The sequence below is a fragment of the Actinomyces procaprae genome (genome assembly GCF_004798665.1).
In the GTDB taxonomy this organism is placed as follows: Bacteria; Actinomycetota; Actinomycetes; order Actinomycetales; family Actinomycetaceae; genus Actinomyces; species Actinomyces procaprae.
In genome coordinates this window covers 1,500,536-1,517,488 of the sequence record NZ_CP039292.1, presented here as the reverse complement: position 1 = coordinate 1,517,488, position 16,953 = coordinate 1,500,536, and the positions used below count along the sequence as shown (strand labels likewise).

The 16,953-nt window shown below is 70.1% G+C and carries 10 protein-coding genes, 4 tRNA genes and 1 pseudogene; 4 read left to right on the top strand and 11 right to left on the bottom strand.

Annotated elements, in window-relative coordinates; genetic code table 11:
* Positions 1-125: 125 nt before the first annotated feature.
* From E4J16_RS06020 to E4J16_RS06010, 5 genes and pseudogenes are all read right to left on the bottom strand, one after another.
* A complete protein-coding gene (locus tag E4J16_RS06020) occupies positions 126-992 on the bottom strand; it encodes a PRD domain-containing protein (protein ID WP_136313515.1) in 867 nt (288 codons plus the stop codon).
* 13 nt (positions 993-1,005) lie between these two features.
* Positions 1,006-2,175 carry an excinuclease ABC subunit UvrC gene (gene uvrC / locus E4J16_RS16210; protein ID WP_420809329.1) on the bottom strand — a complete coding sequence of 390 codons (1,170 nt, stop codon included), beginning with the start codon at positions 2,173-2,175 and terminating at the stop codon, positions 1,006-1,008.
* Positions 2,130-2,789, bottom strand: coding sequence for a UvrB/UvrC motif-containing protein (locus E4J16_RS16205; protein WP_420809328.1), 660 nt, complete (start codon positions 2,787-2,789; stop codon positions 2,130-2,132). The genes uvrC and E4J16_RS16205 overlap by 46 nt, the downstream gene beginning before the upstream one ends.
* A gap of 335 nt (positions 2,790-3,124) precedes the next feature.
* Positions 3,125-3,340, bottom strand: a pseudogene (locus tag E4J16_RS16200) (GIY-YIG nuclease family protein); the annotation flags it as partial.
* 9 nt (positions 3,341-3,349) lie between these two features.
* Positions 3,350-4,525, bottom strand: a complete 1,176-nt coding sequence (locus E4J16_RS06010) for an MFS transporter (RefSeq protein ID WP_136313514.1) — start codon at positions 4,523-4,525, stop codon at positions 3,350-3,352.
* 173 nt (positions 4,526-4,698) lie between these two features.
* On the opposite strand from E4J16_RS06010, the gene E4J16_RS06005 reads away from it, so the two are divergent.
* Positions 4,699-5,538 carry a Cof-type HAD-IIB family hydrolase gene (locus E4J16_RS06005; RefSeq protein WP_136313513.1) on the top strand — a complete coding sequence of 280 codons (840 nt, stop codon included), beginning with the start codon at positions 4,699-4,701 and terminating at the stop codon, positions 5,536-5,538.
* Positions 5,539-5,558: 20 nt separating this feature from the next.
* Here E4J16_RS06005 and E4J16_RS06000 read toward each other — a convergent pair.
* The 3 genes from E4J16_RS06000 to E4J16_RS05990 form a co-directional block, all read right to left on the bottom strand.
* Positions 5,559-5,633: transfer RNA gene (locus E4J16_RS06000), tRNA-Val, on the bottom strand.
* 1 nt (position 5,634) lies between these two features.
* A tRNA-Cys gene (locus E4J16_RS05995) sits at positions 5,635-5,705 on the bottom strand.
* A gap of 31 nt (positions 5,706-5,736) precedes the next feature.
* Positions 5,737-5,809: transfer RNA gene (locus E4J16_RS05990), tRNA-Gly, on the bottom strand.
* 155 nt (positions 5,810-5,964) lie between these two features.
* Between E4J16_RS05990 and E4J16_RS05985 the strand changes: the two genes are divergently transcribed.
* Positions 5,965-6,037, top strand: a tRNA-Val gene (locus E4J16_RS05985).
* 500 nt (positions 6,038-6,537) lie between these two features.
* Here E4J16_RS05985 and E4J16_RS05980 read toward each other — a convergent pair.
* Positions 6,538-7,917, bottom strand: a complete 1,380-nt coding sequence (locus E4J16_RS05980) for a UTP--glucose-1-phosphate uridylyltransferase (protein WP_136313512.1) — start codon at positions 7,915-7,917, stop codon at positions 6,538-6,540.
* A 79-nt stretch (positions 7,918-7,996) separates the two neighbouring features.
* On the opposite strand from E4J16_RS05980, the gene E4J16_RS05975 reads away from it, so the two are divergent.
* Both E4J16_RS05975 and E4J16_RS05970 read left to right on the top strand, forming a co-directional pair.
* On the top strand, positions 7,997-10,309 hold the full coding sequence (locus E4J16_RS05975; protein WP_168709467.1) for a DUF2339 domain-containing protein: 2,313 nt from the start codon (positions 7,997-7,999) through the stop codon (positions 10,307-10,309).
* Positions 10,310-10,680: 371 nt separating this feature from the next.
* Positions 10,681-12,789: a DUF2157 domain-containing protein gene (locus E4J16_RS05970; RefSeq protein WP_168709466.1), complete on the top strand. Its 2,109-nt coding sequence runs from the start codon at positions 10,681-10,683 to the stop codon at positions 12,787-12,789.
* Here the strand turns inward: E4J16_RS05970 and E4J16_RS15680 are convergent.
* Both E4J16_RS15680 and uvrA read right to left on the bottom strand, forming a co-directional pair.
* Positions 12,749-12,961, bottom strand: coding sequence for a hypothetical protein (locus tag E4J16_RS15680; protein WP_240038310.1), 213 nt, complete (start codon positions 12,959-12,961; stop codon positions 12,749-12,751). The two genes, E4J16_RS05970 and E4J16_RS15680, sit on opposite strands and share 41 nt — an antisense overlap.
* Positions 12,962-13,500: 539 nt before the next feature.
* Positions 13,501-16,353: an excinuclease ABC subunit UvrA gene (gene uvrA / locus E4J16_RS05960; RefSeq protein WP_136313509.1), complete on the bottom strand. Its 2,853-nt coding sequence runs from the start codon at positions 16,351-16,353 to the stop codon at positions 13,501-13,503.
* Positions 16,354-16,953: the final 600 nt, after the last annotated feature.

Genomic DNA, 16,953 nt, shown 5'->3' with positions numbered 1-16,953 from the left:
TAAGAATGCGAGTCGTCTCAGGTCTTGCCCCTTGCGGGTAACAATCCTGGGCCCCGTTCGGGGCTCTCTGGTAAGCATATAGCCTGCCCACGACGCGGCGGGACGACCCGGCTCGGTGCCTTTGGTCACAGCCCCTGGTCCGCTTGGGGACGGGCCCGGTCGATGCCGGCCTCCAGGCGGGCCACGTGCATGGTCAGGTAAGCCGTCTCATCATCGCGCACGGCGATCCCCAGCCGCATCTCCAGCAGCTCCTTCACCCGCACGGCCACTCGATAGGCCCCCGGGTAGCGGGTGCGCAGAGACTCGGCGATGGCGGTGCCGGTGCCGTCGTCCAGCTGCTCACCGGTGCGGGCACGCACCAGGAAGTAGCGCAGGTGCACTGCGAAGCGTGCCGCGTCGATCGAGTCGGGGCGGAAGTCATCACCGTAAGCGGCCTCGAGGATTCCCATGACCTGCCCGATCAGCTTCGACTGCCTGGCGGCCTCCCGCGTGGAGGGGGCGCCCACGGCGGCGGCGAACAGGTGCAGGGCCAGGGCCACCGCCTCGCCGTCGGGCAGCTGGACCTCCTGGGCGTGATTGAGCTCGGCCACCATCCGCTCCGCCAGCCGCAGCTCCTCCGGGTGCAGGTGGGCGGCCTCGGCGCGCAGCGGATAGTCCATGACGATGCCCGCGGCCGCCCGCTCCATGGCCTGGTTCACGTGGTCAACCACGGCCACGATCGTCGACGACGGCACGGTAGTGCCCAGGTCCCTGGCGGCGGCGCGGAAGGTGCGCTCGATCAGGGCGATGCGCTCCAACGGGATCGCCGCCATCACCTCGCCGACGCTCTCGGCGTTCTGTGCCAGCACATAGCGGCGCGCCACCCGGGAGTTGTCGGCGTCCTGGCCCGGCTTGCGCTGGAAGCCCAGGCCGCGCCCGGTCAGGACCACCTCGCGTCCCAGCTCGTCACGCGCCAGGACCACGTTGTTGTTGAACACCCGCAGGATCTCCACCTGCGGGATTGTGTCACCGATCCGGCCGGGATGCAGCGGGCGACGCCGCGGCCGCACTGGTCCGCTGCGCACGGTCTTCTGCGGTCCCCCCGGCGCCTCCCTCGGCGGTGAGGCGCTGCTGGATCGTGGCGGCCAGCGTTGGACCGATACCCTTCACCGCCGCGATCTGCTCGGCGGATGCCGCCCGGATCCGCTTGACCGAGCCGAACTCCTTCAGCAGCGCCGCCTGCCGGGCGGGGCCGAGGCCGGGAATGGAGTCGAGCACGGAGCGTGTCATTCCGGCGGACCGCTTCTTGCGGTGATGGGTGATCGCGAAGCGGTGGGACTCGTCGCGCAGGTACTGCAGCAGGTACAGGGCCGGAGAGGTGCGTGGCAGCACGATCGGGAACTCCTCCCCCGGCACCCACACCTCCTCCAGCCGCTTGGCCAGGCCCACCAGCGGCACATCTACACCGAGTTCGTCGAGGACCGCCCGGGCGGCATTGACCTGCGGCAGGCCGCCGTCGACGACGACGAGCCCGGGCGTGTAGGAGAAGCGGCGGGGGCGGCCGGTGTCGGGGTCGACGGGGCCGGATACCGGCACCGTGACGCCGTCGGAGCCGGTTCCCGACGCCGTCGCGCCGCCGACTGCGCCCGCGGGCCTGCCACCGGGGGCGTCCACCACGACGTCGTCGGCCGCCTCCTCCACGTACTGCCCGCCGACGTCGGCGGGCACGGATCCGGACACCGGGCCGGGGCTGTTCTGCTCGGCCAGCAGCCGCTTGAAGCGGCGGGTGAGTACCTCGTGCATGGCGGCGGTGTCGTCGGCGGTGCCGGTGCCGTCCGCGCCGCGGATGATGAAGCGCCGGTAGTCGGACTTCTTGGGGGCGCCGTCCTCGAAGACGACCATGGAGCCGACCTGGTAGGTGCCCTGCGTGTGGGAGATGTCGTAGCACTCCACCCGCAGCGGCGCCTCGGGCAGCTCCAGGGCCTCGGCCAGTTCCTCCAGCGCCTGGGAGCGCTGGGTGAGGTCGCCGGCGCGGCGGGTCTTGTGCTGGCGCAGCGCCTCCTCGGCATTCTTGCGCACGTTGTCCATGAGGGCGGCCTTGTCACCGCGCAGCGGCACACGCAGCTCCACCCGGGCGCCGCGCAGACCGGTCAGCCAGTCGCGCACGGCCTCGGCGTCGGGCGGCAGGGCGGGCACCAGGACCTCCCGGGGGACGGCGGTGGTGGCGGTGTGCGCAACGTCGTCGACGCTGGTGGCGGCCCGCTCGCGCCCGCCCGAGCGGCCGCCGTTGTCGGGGGCGGTGCGCTCCAGCGGGGCGGCGGGGCGCGGTCGCCCACGCCGAGGGAGGTGGTCGGCCCCGAGCGGGCGGGCGCACCGGCGGCAGTGCCCGCGGGTGCGGCGGCGTCGTCGGCCGGGTCGAGCAGGTCGGAGTAGACCTGCTGGAGGAGCCGCTCGATCAGCTCGGCGTCGGTGGCGTCCTCAACCAGGTCGATCACCCAGCCGCGCTGGCCGCGCACTCGCCCGCCGCGCACGTGGAACACCTGGACGGCGGCGGCGGTGAGCTCGTCCCGGGCCAGTGCGAACACGTCCACGTCGGTGGCCTCCGGCAGCACCACCGCATTCTGCTCGATGACCTTGCGCAGGGCCTCGGCGTCGTCGCGCAGGCGGGCCGCCTTTTCGAAGTCGAGCGCCTGGGCGGCGGCCCGCATCTGCGCCTCGACCTCGCGCAGGTAGGGGCCGGTACGACCGGACATGAAGGCGCAGAAGTCCTCGGCCAGGGCCCGGTGGTCGGCGGGCCCGATGCGGCCCACGCAGGGGGCGGAGCACTTGTCGATGTAGCCCAGCAGGCAGGGGCGCCCGGAGGCGTGGGGGCGCGCTTGAACACGCCGGCCGAGCAGGAGCGGATGGGAAACACGCGCAGCAACTGGTCGAGGGTCTCGCGGATGGACCACACCTGCACGAAGGGCCCGAAGTAGCGCACGCCGGGACGCCGGGCGCCGCGGACGATCTGGGCGCGGGGGTAGGTCTCCTGCATGGTGACCGCCAGGTACGGGTAGGACTTGTCATCCTTGTACTTGACGTTGAAACGAGGGTTGAACTCCTTGATCCAGGAGTACTCCAGGGCGAGTGACTCGACCTCGGTGGACACCACCGTCCACTCCACCGCGCAGGCGGTGGTGACCATCTTCTGGGTGCGCGGGTGCAGTGCGCTCAGGTCCTGGAAGTAGTTGCCGAGCCGCTGGCGCAGGTTCTTGGCCTTGCCGACGTAGATGACGCGTCCCTCGGCGTCCAGGAACCGATACACGCCCGGAGAGGTCGGGATGTCGCCGGGGGCGGGACGGTATGTCGACGGGTCGGCCATGGCAGGAGATTATGCGCCCGCCTCGCCACCCGCCATGGTGGCCAGGACTACGGCGCAGGCGGCCGTCCCGGCTCCCGCCACGAGCACGCCCCAACCCGGGCCGAGCGAGCCCAGCAGAGCGCCGAGGCCGCTGCCCAGGGGCGCGCCCGCAAAGACGATGGAACGGTAGAGGGTGGTGATGCCGTGCAGTCCCGGGCCGCGCGCGGAGCGCAGCAGCGCGCTGGAGGTGCCCGAGTTCCAGCCGCCCAGCCCGATTCCATACACCCCGGTACAGACGAGCAGCAGGGGGACGGCGCGCGTCGTGGACATAGCGATCATCGCCATGCCGCTGAGCGCGCCGGCGAAGGCCGCGATCCGCCAACTGGGTACGCGCGCAACGACGAGCAAGTAAGCGGCATTGGCCAGCACGACGCCGACCGAGACGATGGAGGAATTCGCGCCGTACACCTGCGGCGGCATCTGCACGATCTTCAACAGGTACAGCGGAATCACCGCGGAATAGCAGCCGGCGAACACGTTCGAGAGACAACCACTGATGCTGAGTGCCAGCGTCATTCGATTAGCACGCAACAGCCTCCAGGAGGATTCCACCTCCCGCGCCTGGGTCCGTTCCGGACGCGTCGCACCCGCAGTACACAATACACATGCGAGCGCGATGACGGCGAAGACGATCGCGGCGAACAGTGGCGATACCCGCAACCAGGCGAACAGCGTGCCGGCCAGCGCCGGCCCCGCGATCCCGCCGAGGCTCTGGCCGGTGGACAGTACGCCGTTGGTCCGCTCAATCGCGCCTGCCCTGGACGTCTCGACGATCAGGATATTCACCGCGTTGTCTACGAACGGACGGGCGACTCCGAAGCCGATTGAAAACGCCCAGTACACCCAGGCGGACCGCGCGCCCAACGCCACCGGGATGAGCACCGCATACAGGACGATGTTCGTGACAGTGCCGCACAGTGCGGCGCCTCTGGCACCGTAGCGGTCAGCGACCCGGGCAACCGCGGGCCCCATCAGCACCGTGGGGAGCACCGCCCCGGCTCCGATCAGCGCCGTCGTGACCGCACCCCCTCCCGCCGAGACCGCCAGTAGCATCAACGCAGTCGCGCGCAGGCTGAACTCCAAGCGCGAGACAGTGCCCAGCGCGACGACTGGCACGGCCCGCCTGCTTATGGCTGGGGCGGACATGGGGGAATCGGGCAGCACGGCGGGAACCCTATCGCCATATCAACCGACCTCGGTGGTCATAACAACCGAACTCGGTGAGTCGTGGCCGGCGGCGAACGCACCACCTATGCTGTGAGCGCCGTCTCATACGCGGCGCGCAGCCGACCGACCAGCGATCCAGCCCAGGAGTACTCGTGCCCGTCCTGCCCCGGCCCCCCGCCCGGCTCCCGGATCACCTGCGCGCCGTCGCAGTGGATATGGACGGCACCTTCCTGCGCACCGGCTCCACCTACAACCGGTCTCGCTTCGCGCCGCTGCGGCGCCGCATGCGCGAGGCGGGGGTGCGCTTCGTGGTCGCCTCCGGCAATCAGGAGGCGCAGCTGCTCGGGTTCTTCCCGGCCGCCGAGGGACCGGCTCCCGACGGCGTGGTCTCCGACAACGGGGCGATCGTCCTGGCCGACGGTGTCCGCCTGCGGGAGACCCACGTGCCCATGACGGCATTGGAGCGGGCGCTGCAGCTACTCGACGACGAGCTCACCTTCATCGCCTCCGGTCCCGACGGCGCCTACTTGCGCGAGTCGGAGACGCCCGCGATGCGGGAGCTGCTGACCTTCTACCACCCGCAGTACGAGCTGGTGGCGGACACGGCGGACATCAACGGTCGTCGCGTGTCCAAGATCGCCCTGGTGGATGAGCGCGGATTCCCGCAGACCTTCCTGGACCGACTGGCCCAGGCGCTGGACGGGGCGATGGTGCCGGTGGTCTCGGGGCACGACAGCGTGGACCTGATCGTGCCCGGGCGCCATAAGGCCTCCGGGCTGGACGTGCTACTAGACCGCTGGGGGCTGGCGCCGGAGCAGGTGGCGGCCTTCGGAGACTCCGGCAATGACGCGGAGATGCTGGCCCGGGTGGGCTACGGGATTGCGATGGCCAATGCCTCCCCGACCGCCCGGGACGCCGCACGTTTCATGGCGCCCACCAATGACGAGGACGGCGTACTGCATGTGCTGGAGGGCTGGTTCCCGCCGGCCTGAGCGCCAGCAGGTGAAGGCGGTGGTGGGCGATACTGGGATCGAACCAGTGACCTCTTCCGTGTCAGGGAAGCGCGCTACCGCTGCGCCAATCGCCCGAGGTGGGTACCGGATTCGAACCGGTGTATACGGCTTTGCAGGCCGGTGCCTAACCTCTCGGCCAACCCACCATTGAGAGGCTGGGGGGACCCGGCGCCTCGGAGCGGATGACGGGACTCGAACCCGCGACCCTCACCTTGGCAAGGTGATGCTCTACCAACTGAGCCACATCCGCGTGTGTGCCGCTCGCGGGGACCATGCGTTCCCCTGAGCGCGGCTGAACCATAACACCAGCCCGGGGGCCTCACGCAAATGCACGGACGGTGATCCACCTCACCGGCACTCCATTTGCCGTGAACCCCCCTCCACCGATAATGTCTGCATCGCGCCGGGCGATTGGCTCAGGGGTTAGAGCGCCTCGTTCACACCGAGGAGGTCACTGGTTCGATTCCAGTATCGCCCACCGGAAGCAGTTGAGGCCCCGGACCACTTGGTCCGGGGCCTCAACTGTTCACGCCGTTCACGCCCCTCTGCGAGCGGCACGCGGTGTACTCCCCGCCGGTCCAGCGCGACATCGGGGGTTATCGGCACGAATGCGTGTGCGGTTCGGGCGTGTCGTGGGGGTGCAGTGGGTTCGTCCGGGAGTCATCGGTGCGAACGCGGTGCTTGAGACCGACTTTGCGGTCCCCGCCGACCGGTTCGCTTGACCCGCCCCTCGTGTAGGCGGCGGCACCCGCAGCCGGGACGGCTTTGCACGACCCCGGGCGACACAGCACGACCCCGGTGCACGTTCCACGACCCCGGGGTGGTCGTGCAACACACACCAAGGTCGTGGAACGCGGCCCGCGGTCGTGCAACACACGGGACGAATCAGGCAGGCCAAGTTGGCGCAGGCGGTCCAGCTTCCAAGCTCGGGGCGAGGCGCGTCGGCAAGCGCCTGAGGCCACGCCTTCGTCGGGCGGCTCAGCCCAGCCGGGCGCCGTCGGTGATCGCCCCGGGGGCCCCCGCCTCGTCCACGGTCGCGTCCCCGGCGGCGACCACGCCGTCCCCGAAGGTCCAGTCACCCCGAACGGTCAGGGAGCTCGCCTCCCGAATTGACGGCACACCGTGCGGGAAACGCGCCTCGAAGTCTGCGATCCGCTTGTAGTAGCGCGGGTCAAGGTCCACCACGCAGGCGCGCTCCGGCACCTGCTGCAGCAGGCCGTCGTCGTCGACCTCATACACGTCCGAGCGCACCAGCAGCAGGTCATTCGTGGTCTTGACCGGCAGGAAGCGGCTGCGCGGCACCTCCACTGCGGTGGCGCCCTCGAAGGCCTCAACGGCCGCGCCCATCGCCGTCTCCAGCTGGATGACCGGGGTTGAGCCGGGGTCGGCGGGGTCCACCGTCTTGGTGTTGCGGATCAGCGGCAGACCCAGGATGCCGCGCCGCTCGGTGAGCGTGTCCCGCAGCACCTCCAGGTCGAACCACAGGTTGTTGGTGTGGAAGAAGGGGTGGCGGTACTGGTCGGTGAAGTAGTGCATCTCCTCTGGTGGCGTCTGGGCGGTGTCCCGCAGGATGATGCGGCCGTCCGCCTTGCGCACCGCCAGGTGGCCGCCCTTGACGTCGGCGGGGGTCCGGCGGCACATCTCGGGGGCGTAGGGCGCACCGGAGGCGGCGAACCAGCCGGCGATACGGGCGCTCGGGGCGGCGCCCAGGTTGTCCGAGTTCGAGGTCATTGCGTACTTGTAGCCGCGCTCCAGGAGGGCGTCCAGCACCCCGGAGGCGACCAGCGCGGTGTAGATGTCCCCGTGCCCCGGCGGACACCACTCCAGACTCGGGTCCGCGTCCCACTCCACCGGGGTGAGGTCGTCGGCACGCAGCTTCGGCTCCCGGTTCTGCAGGAAGTCCAACGGAACACCGTCAACCTCGATGCCCGGATGGGCGGCGAGCGCCGCGAGCGTGTCCTCGCGGGTACGGAAGGAGTCCATGAAGATCAGCGGCAGAGTCACGCCGTAGCGTGCGCGGGCGGCCATGACCTGATCCACCAGCAGGTCCAGGAAGGTCTTGCCGTCGCGCACCGGCAGCAGCGACTTCGCCCGGTCCATGCCCATGGAGGTCCCCAGGCCCCCGTTGAGCTTGATCAGCACGGTCTTGCTCAGTGCCTCCCGGGCGGCGGACTCATCGACCTCGACGTCGTCGATCGAGTCGATCTGCGTAAGCGGTTCGATGGTGTCCTCGGGGACCAGGCCGGTGGCGCCCTCCTCAAGAGCTTGGTAGTAGTGGCTGAAAACGTCGATGGCCTGCTCCGCGACGCCGGCGTCGCGCATCTTTGCCTGTGCGGCGGCCAATCCAGTGGTGCTCATGGGCAAAGGCTATCCCACCGCCGGACACTTCTCTTATCAAAACCGTGACAATGCCGCGTACTTGTCGGATGCTTGGCTCATGGAGCACTACGACAGTGCACGGCTCGACGAGTTGAGCGCACGCCTGGAGACCCTGGAGCACAAGATCAATGGGTTGGAGGAGCGGCTCGCGCGGCTCGCGACCGCGCCCGCAGCACCGCGCCCCGTCCCGGACCAGCCCGACGCCGCTCATGAGCCGCCCTTGAACGATCCCTACGCATACGACCCTTATGCCTCCCCCGCCGCCCTGCGTCCGTATCCCGAGCCACCGCAACTGGGGCAGGCCCCGGTCATGGCGCCGTCCGCGGCCGAGTCAGCCCCGCCCCGAGGGGAGGGCAATGTCGGCTCCTACCTGCTGTCCGGCGCGGCGGCGCTTTTGGTGCTGTTGGCGGCGGTGAGCCTGATAGCGCTGGTCTGGGAGCAGATTCCGGATCCGGCGAAGGTCGGCGGCCTCGCCCTGCTCTCCCTGGCCGTAGTCTCCGCGGGAACCACGCTGGCGGAGCGCCGGCCCCACCAGCAGGTCGCAGCGGCGACTCTCACCGGCACTGGCGGCGCACTGGGATTCGTCACCATCATCGGCGCAGTGCTCATCGCGGGCATGCCGGCGCTCGCCGCCTTCGCGCTCATGGCCATATGGGGACTCGTCCTGCTACTGGTCTCCTGGACGACGCAGCAGTTCTTCACCGCGGTCGTCTCTACCCTGGGAGCGTTGGTGACCGTCGCCTTCGCCGCCGCGCAGGCGGCCGACCATCCCGGGCGAGCCGTACTGATCTGGACGCTCGTGAACGGCTACCTACTCGCCCTCGCGGCCGTGTGCGCGCTGCTGCCGCGCTACGCGTCCGGCATGCGTCTGGCCGAGTGGCTCCCCACCACGTCTATGGCGGTCACGGCGACCGCGCTGCTGATCGGTCCCGGAACCCTGCTGGCTGTGAACTCGCCGACCGGGATGATGCTCCTGTGCCTACCCGCGGTGGTGCTGCTGATTCAGGCGCACCACTCCGGGCGTCTGCTGTCGCGCTCCCCCGGCTACGCGGGGGTCGTGTGGGAATGGGCGGGAGTGGGCGCCGTCATGGCTCTCGCCGTGCTTCGCCTCGGCCGGGTGGTCATGGTCGCGCCGACCACTTCCAGCCTCGCCGCCGCGCTGCTACTGCTGTGTGCAACGGCATCGACCGCCGCCCTCCTGCCCGAGGGCGCTGAGGGGCCCTGGCCGCGGAACGTGGTCGGCGTGAACCTGGCGGCGATGCTGGGTGTGGGAGCGGCCGCTTGCACAGTGGATCAGCGGCTGCTCCTGCCCACGGTGCTCGCACTGGCCCTGGCCTCCATTCCAGTGGTGCGCGCCGGAAGCGCCATGCCCGTGGCGGTCCTGCCGCTGGCCGGCCTGGTGCCGCTCGCCTTCGCCATGGTCCCCGTGCCGAAGACAACCGTGTGGCTGGCACTGGTCGCGCTCCTTATCGCCGTCGGCCTGAGCCTCTGGCTGGAGAGCAGGCTGGCGCCTCCCACCGCCCTGCCGGACTCCCCCGCCACGCCGCCTCGGCCAGTTTCGGACCTGCGGGCGTCACTACTGGCGGTCGCCGCGTGGCTGATCGGCGCCGATCTGGTGGTGGCCCTCCCGACACTGGTTGAGCGGCTCGCACCGGGAACGAGCGCCGCCCCGCTGGTGGCGGGCGCTAGCGCCCTGGCGCTGTCGGGGCTGGGCCTGTTCACACGCGACTGCACCCCGCTCACGCTGGCAACGGGGGCTCGCGCTGGCGCTCTCGAGGAGGCACGTGACCTTCGCACGCCTGCGGTGAGCACCGTCCCGGCGATCGCCTGGACCGGTTACATGCTGTTGGCCGCGCAGTCCGCGCTGACGCTGGGGAGGGCCGACGCCGCCGCCTCCGCCATCGGCTCGCTGGGCGCCACGCCCCTGGTGCTACTGGCGATGGCGCTGACTGTGGCCGGGGCCCGCCTGCTGCTGCCCTGGCTGAGGGGTTCCGGCGCCGCGCTGGCGATCGCGATCTCCTTGAGCGTGGCGCTGTGGTGGTCGGCAATGGTCCTCACGGGCGCCTCCCCCACGTCAATGCTGGTGACGGCGCTGGTGCTCACGACCGGAACGGTGTGCATCGTCGTCGGCTTCGGAGTGCGAGCGACGACGCTGCGTCACTACGGCCTGAGCCTGGTGATGCTGGTGGTGGTCAAGCTGGCGCTGCTGGACCTGACGGATGGGAGTTCGATCGCTCAGATCCTGTCGCTGCTGGTCGCCGGACTGGCCTGCTTCTGCCTGTCCCTGGTCTACAACCGCTTCGCGCAAGAGCAGGCTCGGCAGGCCCGCACCGCAGCAGCAGGGTACGACGCATCCGACATGGATGGGTAGGAGCCTCCGACGGGGAGTCCTCCCCACCCCGGTGACGTGACTTCGTTACGGCGCTCCGCGATTCTTGAAGCATGTATTCCAGCAGCGAGCAGCTTGATGAGGTCGTTGAGCGCCTGGCCACCTTGGAGCGCAAGCTCGACTGGGTGGCGGCTCGGCTGGCGCCGGACGAGGTCCAGGCGCCCAGAGCGACGGTCCCGGCGCCAAGCGCCTCAAGGACGCGTTCGTCCAATCCGGTGCCCGCCGTGCCCGTCCGGCCTACCCCAGCCGTGCCCGTCCGGCCTACCCCAGCCGTGCCCGCCGTGCCCGTCCGGCCTACCCCAGCCGTGCCCGCCGTGCCCGTACCCTCCGTGAGGCCCCCAGTAGTCCCAGCAGTGCCCCAGCCGCAGACACCCGTCGGCGCCGACGCGTTCGCCGCCCGGCAGCACCAGCCCCAGCAGCAGCGCCGCCAGGAGGAGAACATCGGCCGTTATGTGCTGTCCGGGGCGGCGGCGTTCCTTGTCGTATCCGCCGCAGTGAGCCTGATCGCCCTGGTCTGGGATCGGATCCCCGACGCCGCCAAGGTCGGGACGCTGGGTGTCATCGCCATCGCCATGGTCGGCTCGGGCATGATCCTTGCCAGAAGGCGTCAGCAGCAGCAGGTGGCGGCCGCCACTCTCACCGGCACGGGCGGCGCGCTCGGCTTCATCGCCATCATTGGTGCGGCGCTGACTGCCGGCCTGCCCAGCACCGCCGCCTTCATGCTCATGGTCGTCTGGGCATTCGTGCTGCTGCTGGTCTCCTGCGCCACCGGCCAGTTCTTCACCGCGGTCGTCTCCACGCTGGGGGCAATGGTCACCATCGGGTTCGCCGCCTCGCAGGTGGCCGCCCACCCGGCCCAGGCCCCGCTGACCTGGATGCTGATCGACTTCTACGTCGTCGCCCTGGCGGCCGTGGCGGCAGCGGCACCCCGGTTCACTTCGGGCATGCGGTTGGCACCATGGTTACCGAGCACCTCCATGGTGGTGACCGCGACCGTGCTGCTGATCGGTCCTTCCCAACGGCTGCTCGCCCAGCCGCAGTCGGGGATCGTGCTGCTGACCGTGCCCTGCGCGGTACTTCTGGTACAGGCGCACCACTCGACGCGCCTGCTGGCCGTGGCAGGGGCGGGCAGCGCTGTCATGTACGAGTGGGCAGCCGTCGGGATCGTCCAGGCGCTGGCCGTGCTCCAGCTCGGATACGCCCAAAACGTGAGCGCATCTGCCCGCAACGGCATATCCGTGATCTTCCTGGCTCTGGCATGTGTTTCCACGGCGGTGCTGCTGCCCCGGGCCAAGACACCGGTGTGGTTGCGCGCCGTCGCGCCGGTGAATCTGGGGACGGTGGTCGGCGTCGCCGGGGCGGTCTTCGCCGTGAGCACGGACCTGCTGCTGCCGGCGGTGGCGGCCGTGGGCCTGGCCGCCATTCCCGTGGTGCGCCTCGGCTACAGCGCCCCCGTACTGTTGCTGCCGATTATGGGAGTGGCCGCGCTGGTGGCTGGGCTCGCCCCCGCCCGCAGCACACTGCTACTGACCCTGCTGGCGGTGCTGACGGCCGTCGCCCTCACCGTGCTGCTGGAGGCGCTGCTGGCACCGCCGCCCCCGCAGTCCGGGGAGTCCGCTGATCGGGCGACGTGGCTCGCGGGCGCGACCTGGGTGCTCGCCGCCGACCTGGTGCTGATCCTCCCCTGGGTGCTGGATGTCCTGCTAGCGCGCAACGGCGGAGGACAAGCGGACCGGATGCCGGCACCGCTGCTCGCGGGTGCGGCGGCGCTGGGGCTGACGGGCCTGGGCCTGTTCACCGCCAGGTGCTCTCCCCGTTCCCTGCTGTCCGGTGGGCGGGCCGGCCGCCTGGAGGGCGCCGTCGACCTGCATACTCCGCTCCGCTCCACCCCGCCGCCGTCGGCCTGGCTTGGAGACACCCTGCTGACGGCGCTCGCCGCAGCAGTACTGCTGCGGGCCGGCTCCCTGGGCTCCGCACTGCTGGAGGCACCGCTGTTGGGCATCGCACTGGCACTGGTGATCGTGGGCGGACGCATGCTGCTGCCCTGGCTGCGGAGCACCGGCGTCGCCTTGACTATCGCCGTGTCACAGAGCCTCGCCCTGTGGTGGTCGGTGATGATCCTCACCGGCGCGTCCGCAGCTTCTCTGCTGGTCACCGGTGTGGTGCTGGCGACCGGTGCCGCCTGCATCGTCATCGGATTCCGGCTGCGCGCCACCACACTGCGCCACTACGGGCTCACCCTGGTACTGCTGGTGGTGTTCAAGCTGGCCGTGGTGGACCTGGCCGGACAGAACTCGCTGTCGCGGATCCTGGCGCTCATGGTCGCCGGCGTCGTGTGCTTCGGGCTGTCGCTCGCATACAACCACTTCGCGCAGGAGCAGGCGGAGCACGGCGCGATCGGAGCCGACTCCGCCGGCGGCCTCAGTCCGGCAGGTCGCGGTGGATCGTCGTATCCCCGGTGAGCTCGGGGTGGAAGGAGACGCCGATGATCCGCTGCTCCCCCTCCCCCTGCTCGACGCCGACGACGCGCCCGCGCCGCTGCTGGAGCGGATGCGTCCGCTGTGCGTGCCCGTGTCCGGGATCGTGCAGGACGCGATGACCCGATTCCTGGCCCAGGACGGCCTGCGCCGGCACGTGGCCCGAGCGCCTGCGGGAGCTGCTGGTGCGCCTGCGGGAGGCGCTCGCCCCCTACGGCCCTAGGCCCCGGCCGGAGCGCGCTGCCCGGGACTAGGTCCTGTTGTGTAAGTGCTTGGGCGGAGGTGTGTGGCTGTTGAGCCTGCCAGTTGGACCCCTGTCCCACCGTTGGACCCCTGTCCCACCGTTGGATCCCTGTCCCACCGTTGGACCCCTGTCCCACCGTTGGACCGCCGTAGCCACCGGTTACAGCGGTCCAACGGGAAGTAAGCGGTCCAACGGGGCGCAAGCGGTCCAACGGGGCGCAAGCGGTCCATCGGGGCTTGGGCGGTCCAACCGGGGCGGTGCAAAGACCCACTCGCCCCCTCGACGGGCGCACGCAGCCCACTCAAACTGGAGCCCGGTAGCCACCAGCTGCGACGAACTCCCCATCCGCTACCAGGCCACCACCCACATCACCAGCACCGCCCCACCAGCACCAGCGACTTACACAACACGACCTAGCGGAGCCGGTCAGCAGCCCCGGGCGGCGGAGCCGGTCAGCTCGCCGCCCGGCGCTGCTCGAGCAGCTCCTTGAGGTAGTGGCCGGTCCAGGAGCCCTCGACCTCGGCGACCTGCTCGGGGGTGCCGGTGGCAACCACGGTGCCGCCGTTCTTGCCTCCCTCGGGGCCCATGTCGATGATCCAGTCGGCGTTGGCGATGACGTCCAGGTTGTGCTCTATCACCACCACGGAGTTGCCCTTGTCCACCAGCCCCTGCAGCACGCCCAGGAGCTTGCGGATGTCCTCGAAGTGCAGGCCGGTGGTGGGCTCGTCCAGCACGTAGATGGTGCGGCCGGTGGAGCGGCGCTGCAGCTCGGTGGCGAGCTTGACGCGCTGGGCCTCACCGCCGGACAGGGTGGTGGCGGCCTGCCCCAGGCGCACGTAGCCGAGTCCCACCTCCACCAGCGTATTCAGGTGGCGGGCGATGATGGGGGTGGCGGCGAAGAAGTCGGCGGCCTGGCTGATGGTCATGTCCAGGACGTCGGCGACCGTGGCGTCCTTGTAGCGGATCTCCAGTGTCTCCCGGTTGTAGCGGGCGCCGCCGCACACCTCGCAGGGCACGTACACGTCCGGCAGGAAGTTCATCTCGATCTTGAGGGTGCCGTCGCCCTTGCAGGCCTCGCAGCGGCCGCCCTTGACGTTGAAGGAGAAGCGGCCGGGGCCGTAGCCGCGCACCTTCGACTCCGGCACCTGAGCGAAGATCTTGCGGATGTGGTCCCACACGCCCGTGTAGGTGGCCGGGTTGGAGCGCGGCGTGCGGCCGATGGGCGACTGGTCCACGTGCACGACCTTGTCCAGGTTGTCCAGGCCGCGCACGGTCTTGTGCCGCCCGGGCACGCCCCGGGCGTGGTTGAGCCGGTTGGCCAGTACCTGGTACAGGATCGAATTGACCAGGGAGGACTTCCCGGAGCCGGACACGCCGGTGACGGCCGTGAACACGCCCAGCGGGAAGGTGACGGTGACGTCCTTGAGATTGTTCTCCCGGGCGCCGACGACGGTAACCGCCTTCCCCTTGGCGGGCTTGCGGCGGCTGCCGGGCACCTCGATGGCGCGGCGGCCCGCCAGGTAGTCGCCGGTGACGGAGCCGCGGGCCTGAAGCAGGCCGGCGACCTCGCCGGCGTAGACGACCTGGCCGCCCTTCTCCCCCGCCCCGGGGCCGATGTCCACCACATAGTCGGCCGAGCGGATGGTCTCCTCGTCGTGCTCCACGACGATCAGGGTGTTGCCCAGGTCCCGCAGGCGCTCCAGGGTGTCGATGAGCCGGGTGTTGTCCCGCTGGTGCAGGCCGATGCTGGGCTCGTCCAGCACGTACAGGACGCCGACCAGCCCGGAGCCGATCTGGGTGGCCAGGCGGATGCGCTGTGCCTCGCCCCCGGACAGGGTGGCGGCGCCGCGCGACAGGCTCAGGTAGTCCAGGCCGACGTCGACGAGGAAGCCCAGGCGGGCGGCGATCTCACTGAGGACGCTGCCGGCGATCTGCGCGGCCTGGCCGGTCAGCTCAAGCCCGGCCAGGAAGTCACGGCACTCGCTGATGGACAGGTCGCACAGCTGGGCGATGGACTTATCGCCCACGCGTACGGCCAGTACTTCCGGCTTGAGCCGGGTGCCGTTGCAGACGGGACAGGGGACCTCCCGCATGTACCCCTCGTAACGGTCCTTGGACCATTCGGACTCGGTCTCGTCGTGCTTGCGCATGACGTAGTTGAGGGCGCCCTCGAAGCCGGTGGAGTAGATGCGCTCCCGGCCCCAGCGATTGCGGTAGCGGACCTTGACCTCGAAGTCCTTGCCGCGCAGGATCGCGTCCTTGGCGCGCTCGGGCAGCGCGCGCCAGGGGGTATCGACGTCGAAGGACAGCTCCTCGCCCAGCGCCTTGAGCTGGCGGGTGAAGTACTTCTGGTGGCCGGCCCAGGGGGCGACGGCGCCCTCGGCCAGGGTGAGTTCCTCATCGGGGACGACGAGCTCGGGGTCGACCTCCAGTCGGCTGCCGATGCCGGTGCAGGCGGGGCAGGCGCCGTAGGGGGCGTTGAAGGAGAAGGTGCGCGGCTCCATCTCGTCCAGTTGGAGCGGGTGCTCGTTGGGGCAGGCACGTTTCTCGGAGTAGCGGCGGGTGCGGCCGGGGTCGTCCTCGGGCAGGTCCACCAGGTCGATGATGACCAGGCCGTCGGCGAGCTCCAGGGCGGTCTCCACCGAGTCGGTCAGCCGCTGGCGAATGCCCTCGCGCACCACCAGCCGGTCGACGACCACCTCGATGTTGTGCTTGAGCTTCTTGTTCAGGGCGGGCACCTCCCCCAGGCGGTGGGTGGCGCCGTCGACGCGGACGCGGGAGAAGCCGCGGCCCTGCAGCTCGGTGAACAGCTCGGTGTACTCGCCCTTGCGGCCGCGGATGACGGGGGCGAGCACCTGGAAGCGGGTGCCGTCCTCCATCTCGCGGATGTGGTCGACGATCTGCTGGGGGGTCTGGGAGGAGATGACGGCGTCGCAGACGGGGCAGTGCTGGATGCCGGCGCGCGCATACAGCAGGCGCAGGTAGTCGTAGACCTCGGTGACGGTACCGACCGTGGAGCGGGGGTTGCGGGAGGTGGACTTCTGGTCGATGGAAACCGCCGGTGACAGCCCCTCGATGAAGTCGACGTCGGGCTTGTCCATCTGGCCGAGGAACTGGCGGGCGTAGGAGGACAGCGACTCCACGTAGCGGCGCTGCCCCTCGGCGAAGATCGTGTCGAAGGCGAGGGAGGACTTGCCCGAGCCGGACAGGCCGGTGAAGACGATCATCTTGTCCCGCGGGAGGTCGATGCCGATGCCCTGCAGGTTGTGCTCGCGGGCGCCACGGATGACGAGGGAGTCGTTCACGGGGTCAGAGTGTAGGGCCAAGGCCCCGTCTTCGTACACCCGTTCGACCGCGTGGGGCGGGGTGCCGCTGATACCTGGCCCTTCCGGTTTGAGGGTGTGGTGCTTCCGGCGTGGTGGCTTCGGTCCGGGTTGCGGTGGTTGTGGTTGGGGTGGTGAGGTCGATGTCGGGCTGGCGAGGGCGTTGTCCGCCGGGCAGGGGCGCCCTCGCCGTCGTCGGCTGACCCATGTCCTCGAACAGTCCCCGCCAGGCGATCCGGGTTGGCTCTTGGTGCTGGTGGGTGTGGTGGTGGCCGGCGCCTTGCGGGGTGAGGGACGCGATGAGCCTGGCGTGGTGAGCTGCGCCGGCTCACCACGCCAGAACGCCAGGCCTGGCTGCACCTGGCTGCCGACAGCTCCGGCGCCCGGAAGCGGGACCGTCTGCTGCGCCACCCCCGGTCTACTGCGCCGCTTCGCCATCTGCAACGCCACTTCGGCGTTAACAACGCCAGTTAACCGTCTGCTGCAGGCCCCAGAGGTATACAGCAGAACGTTAAGTAGCGTTGTTAACGCCCAGCCGACGCACCAGACACCCCACCCCACCCCATGCCATGTCCCAGGACA

Coding starts and splice junctions, on each gene's coding strand:
- E4J16_RS05980 (WP_136313512.1), bottom strand. CDS start 7,917: ATGAGCACCACTGGATTGGCCGCCGCACAGGCAAAGATGCGCGACGCC.
- E4J16_RS06010 (WP_136313514.1), bottom strand. CDS start 4,525: ATGTCCGCCCCAGCCATAAGCAGGCGGGCCGTGCCAGTCGTCGCGCTG.
- E4J16_RS05975 (WP_168709467.1), top strand. CDS start 7,997: ATGGAGCACTACGACAGTGCACGGCTCGACGAGTTGAGCGCACGCCTG.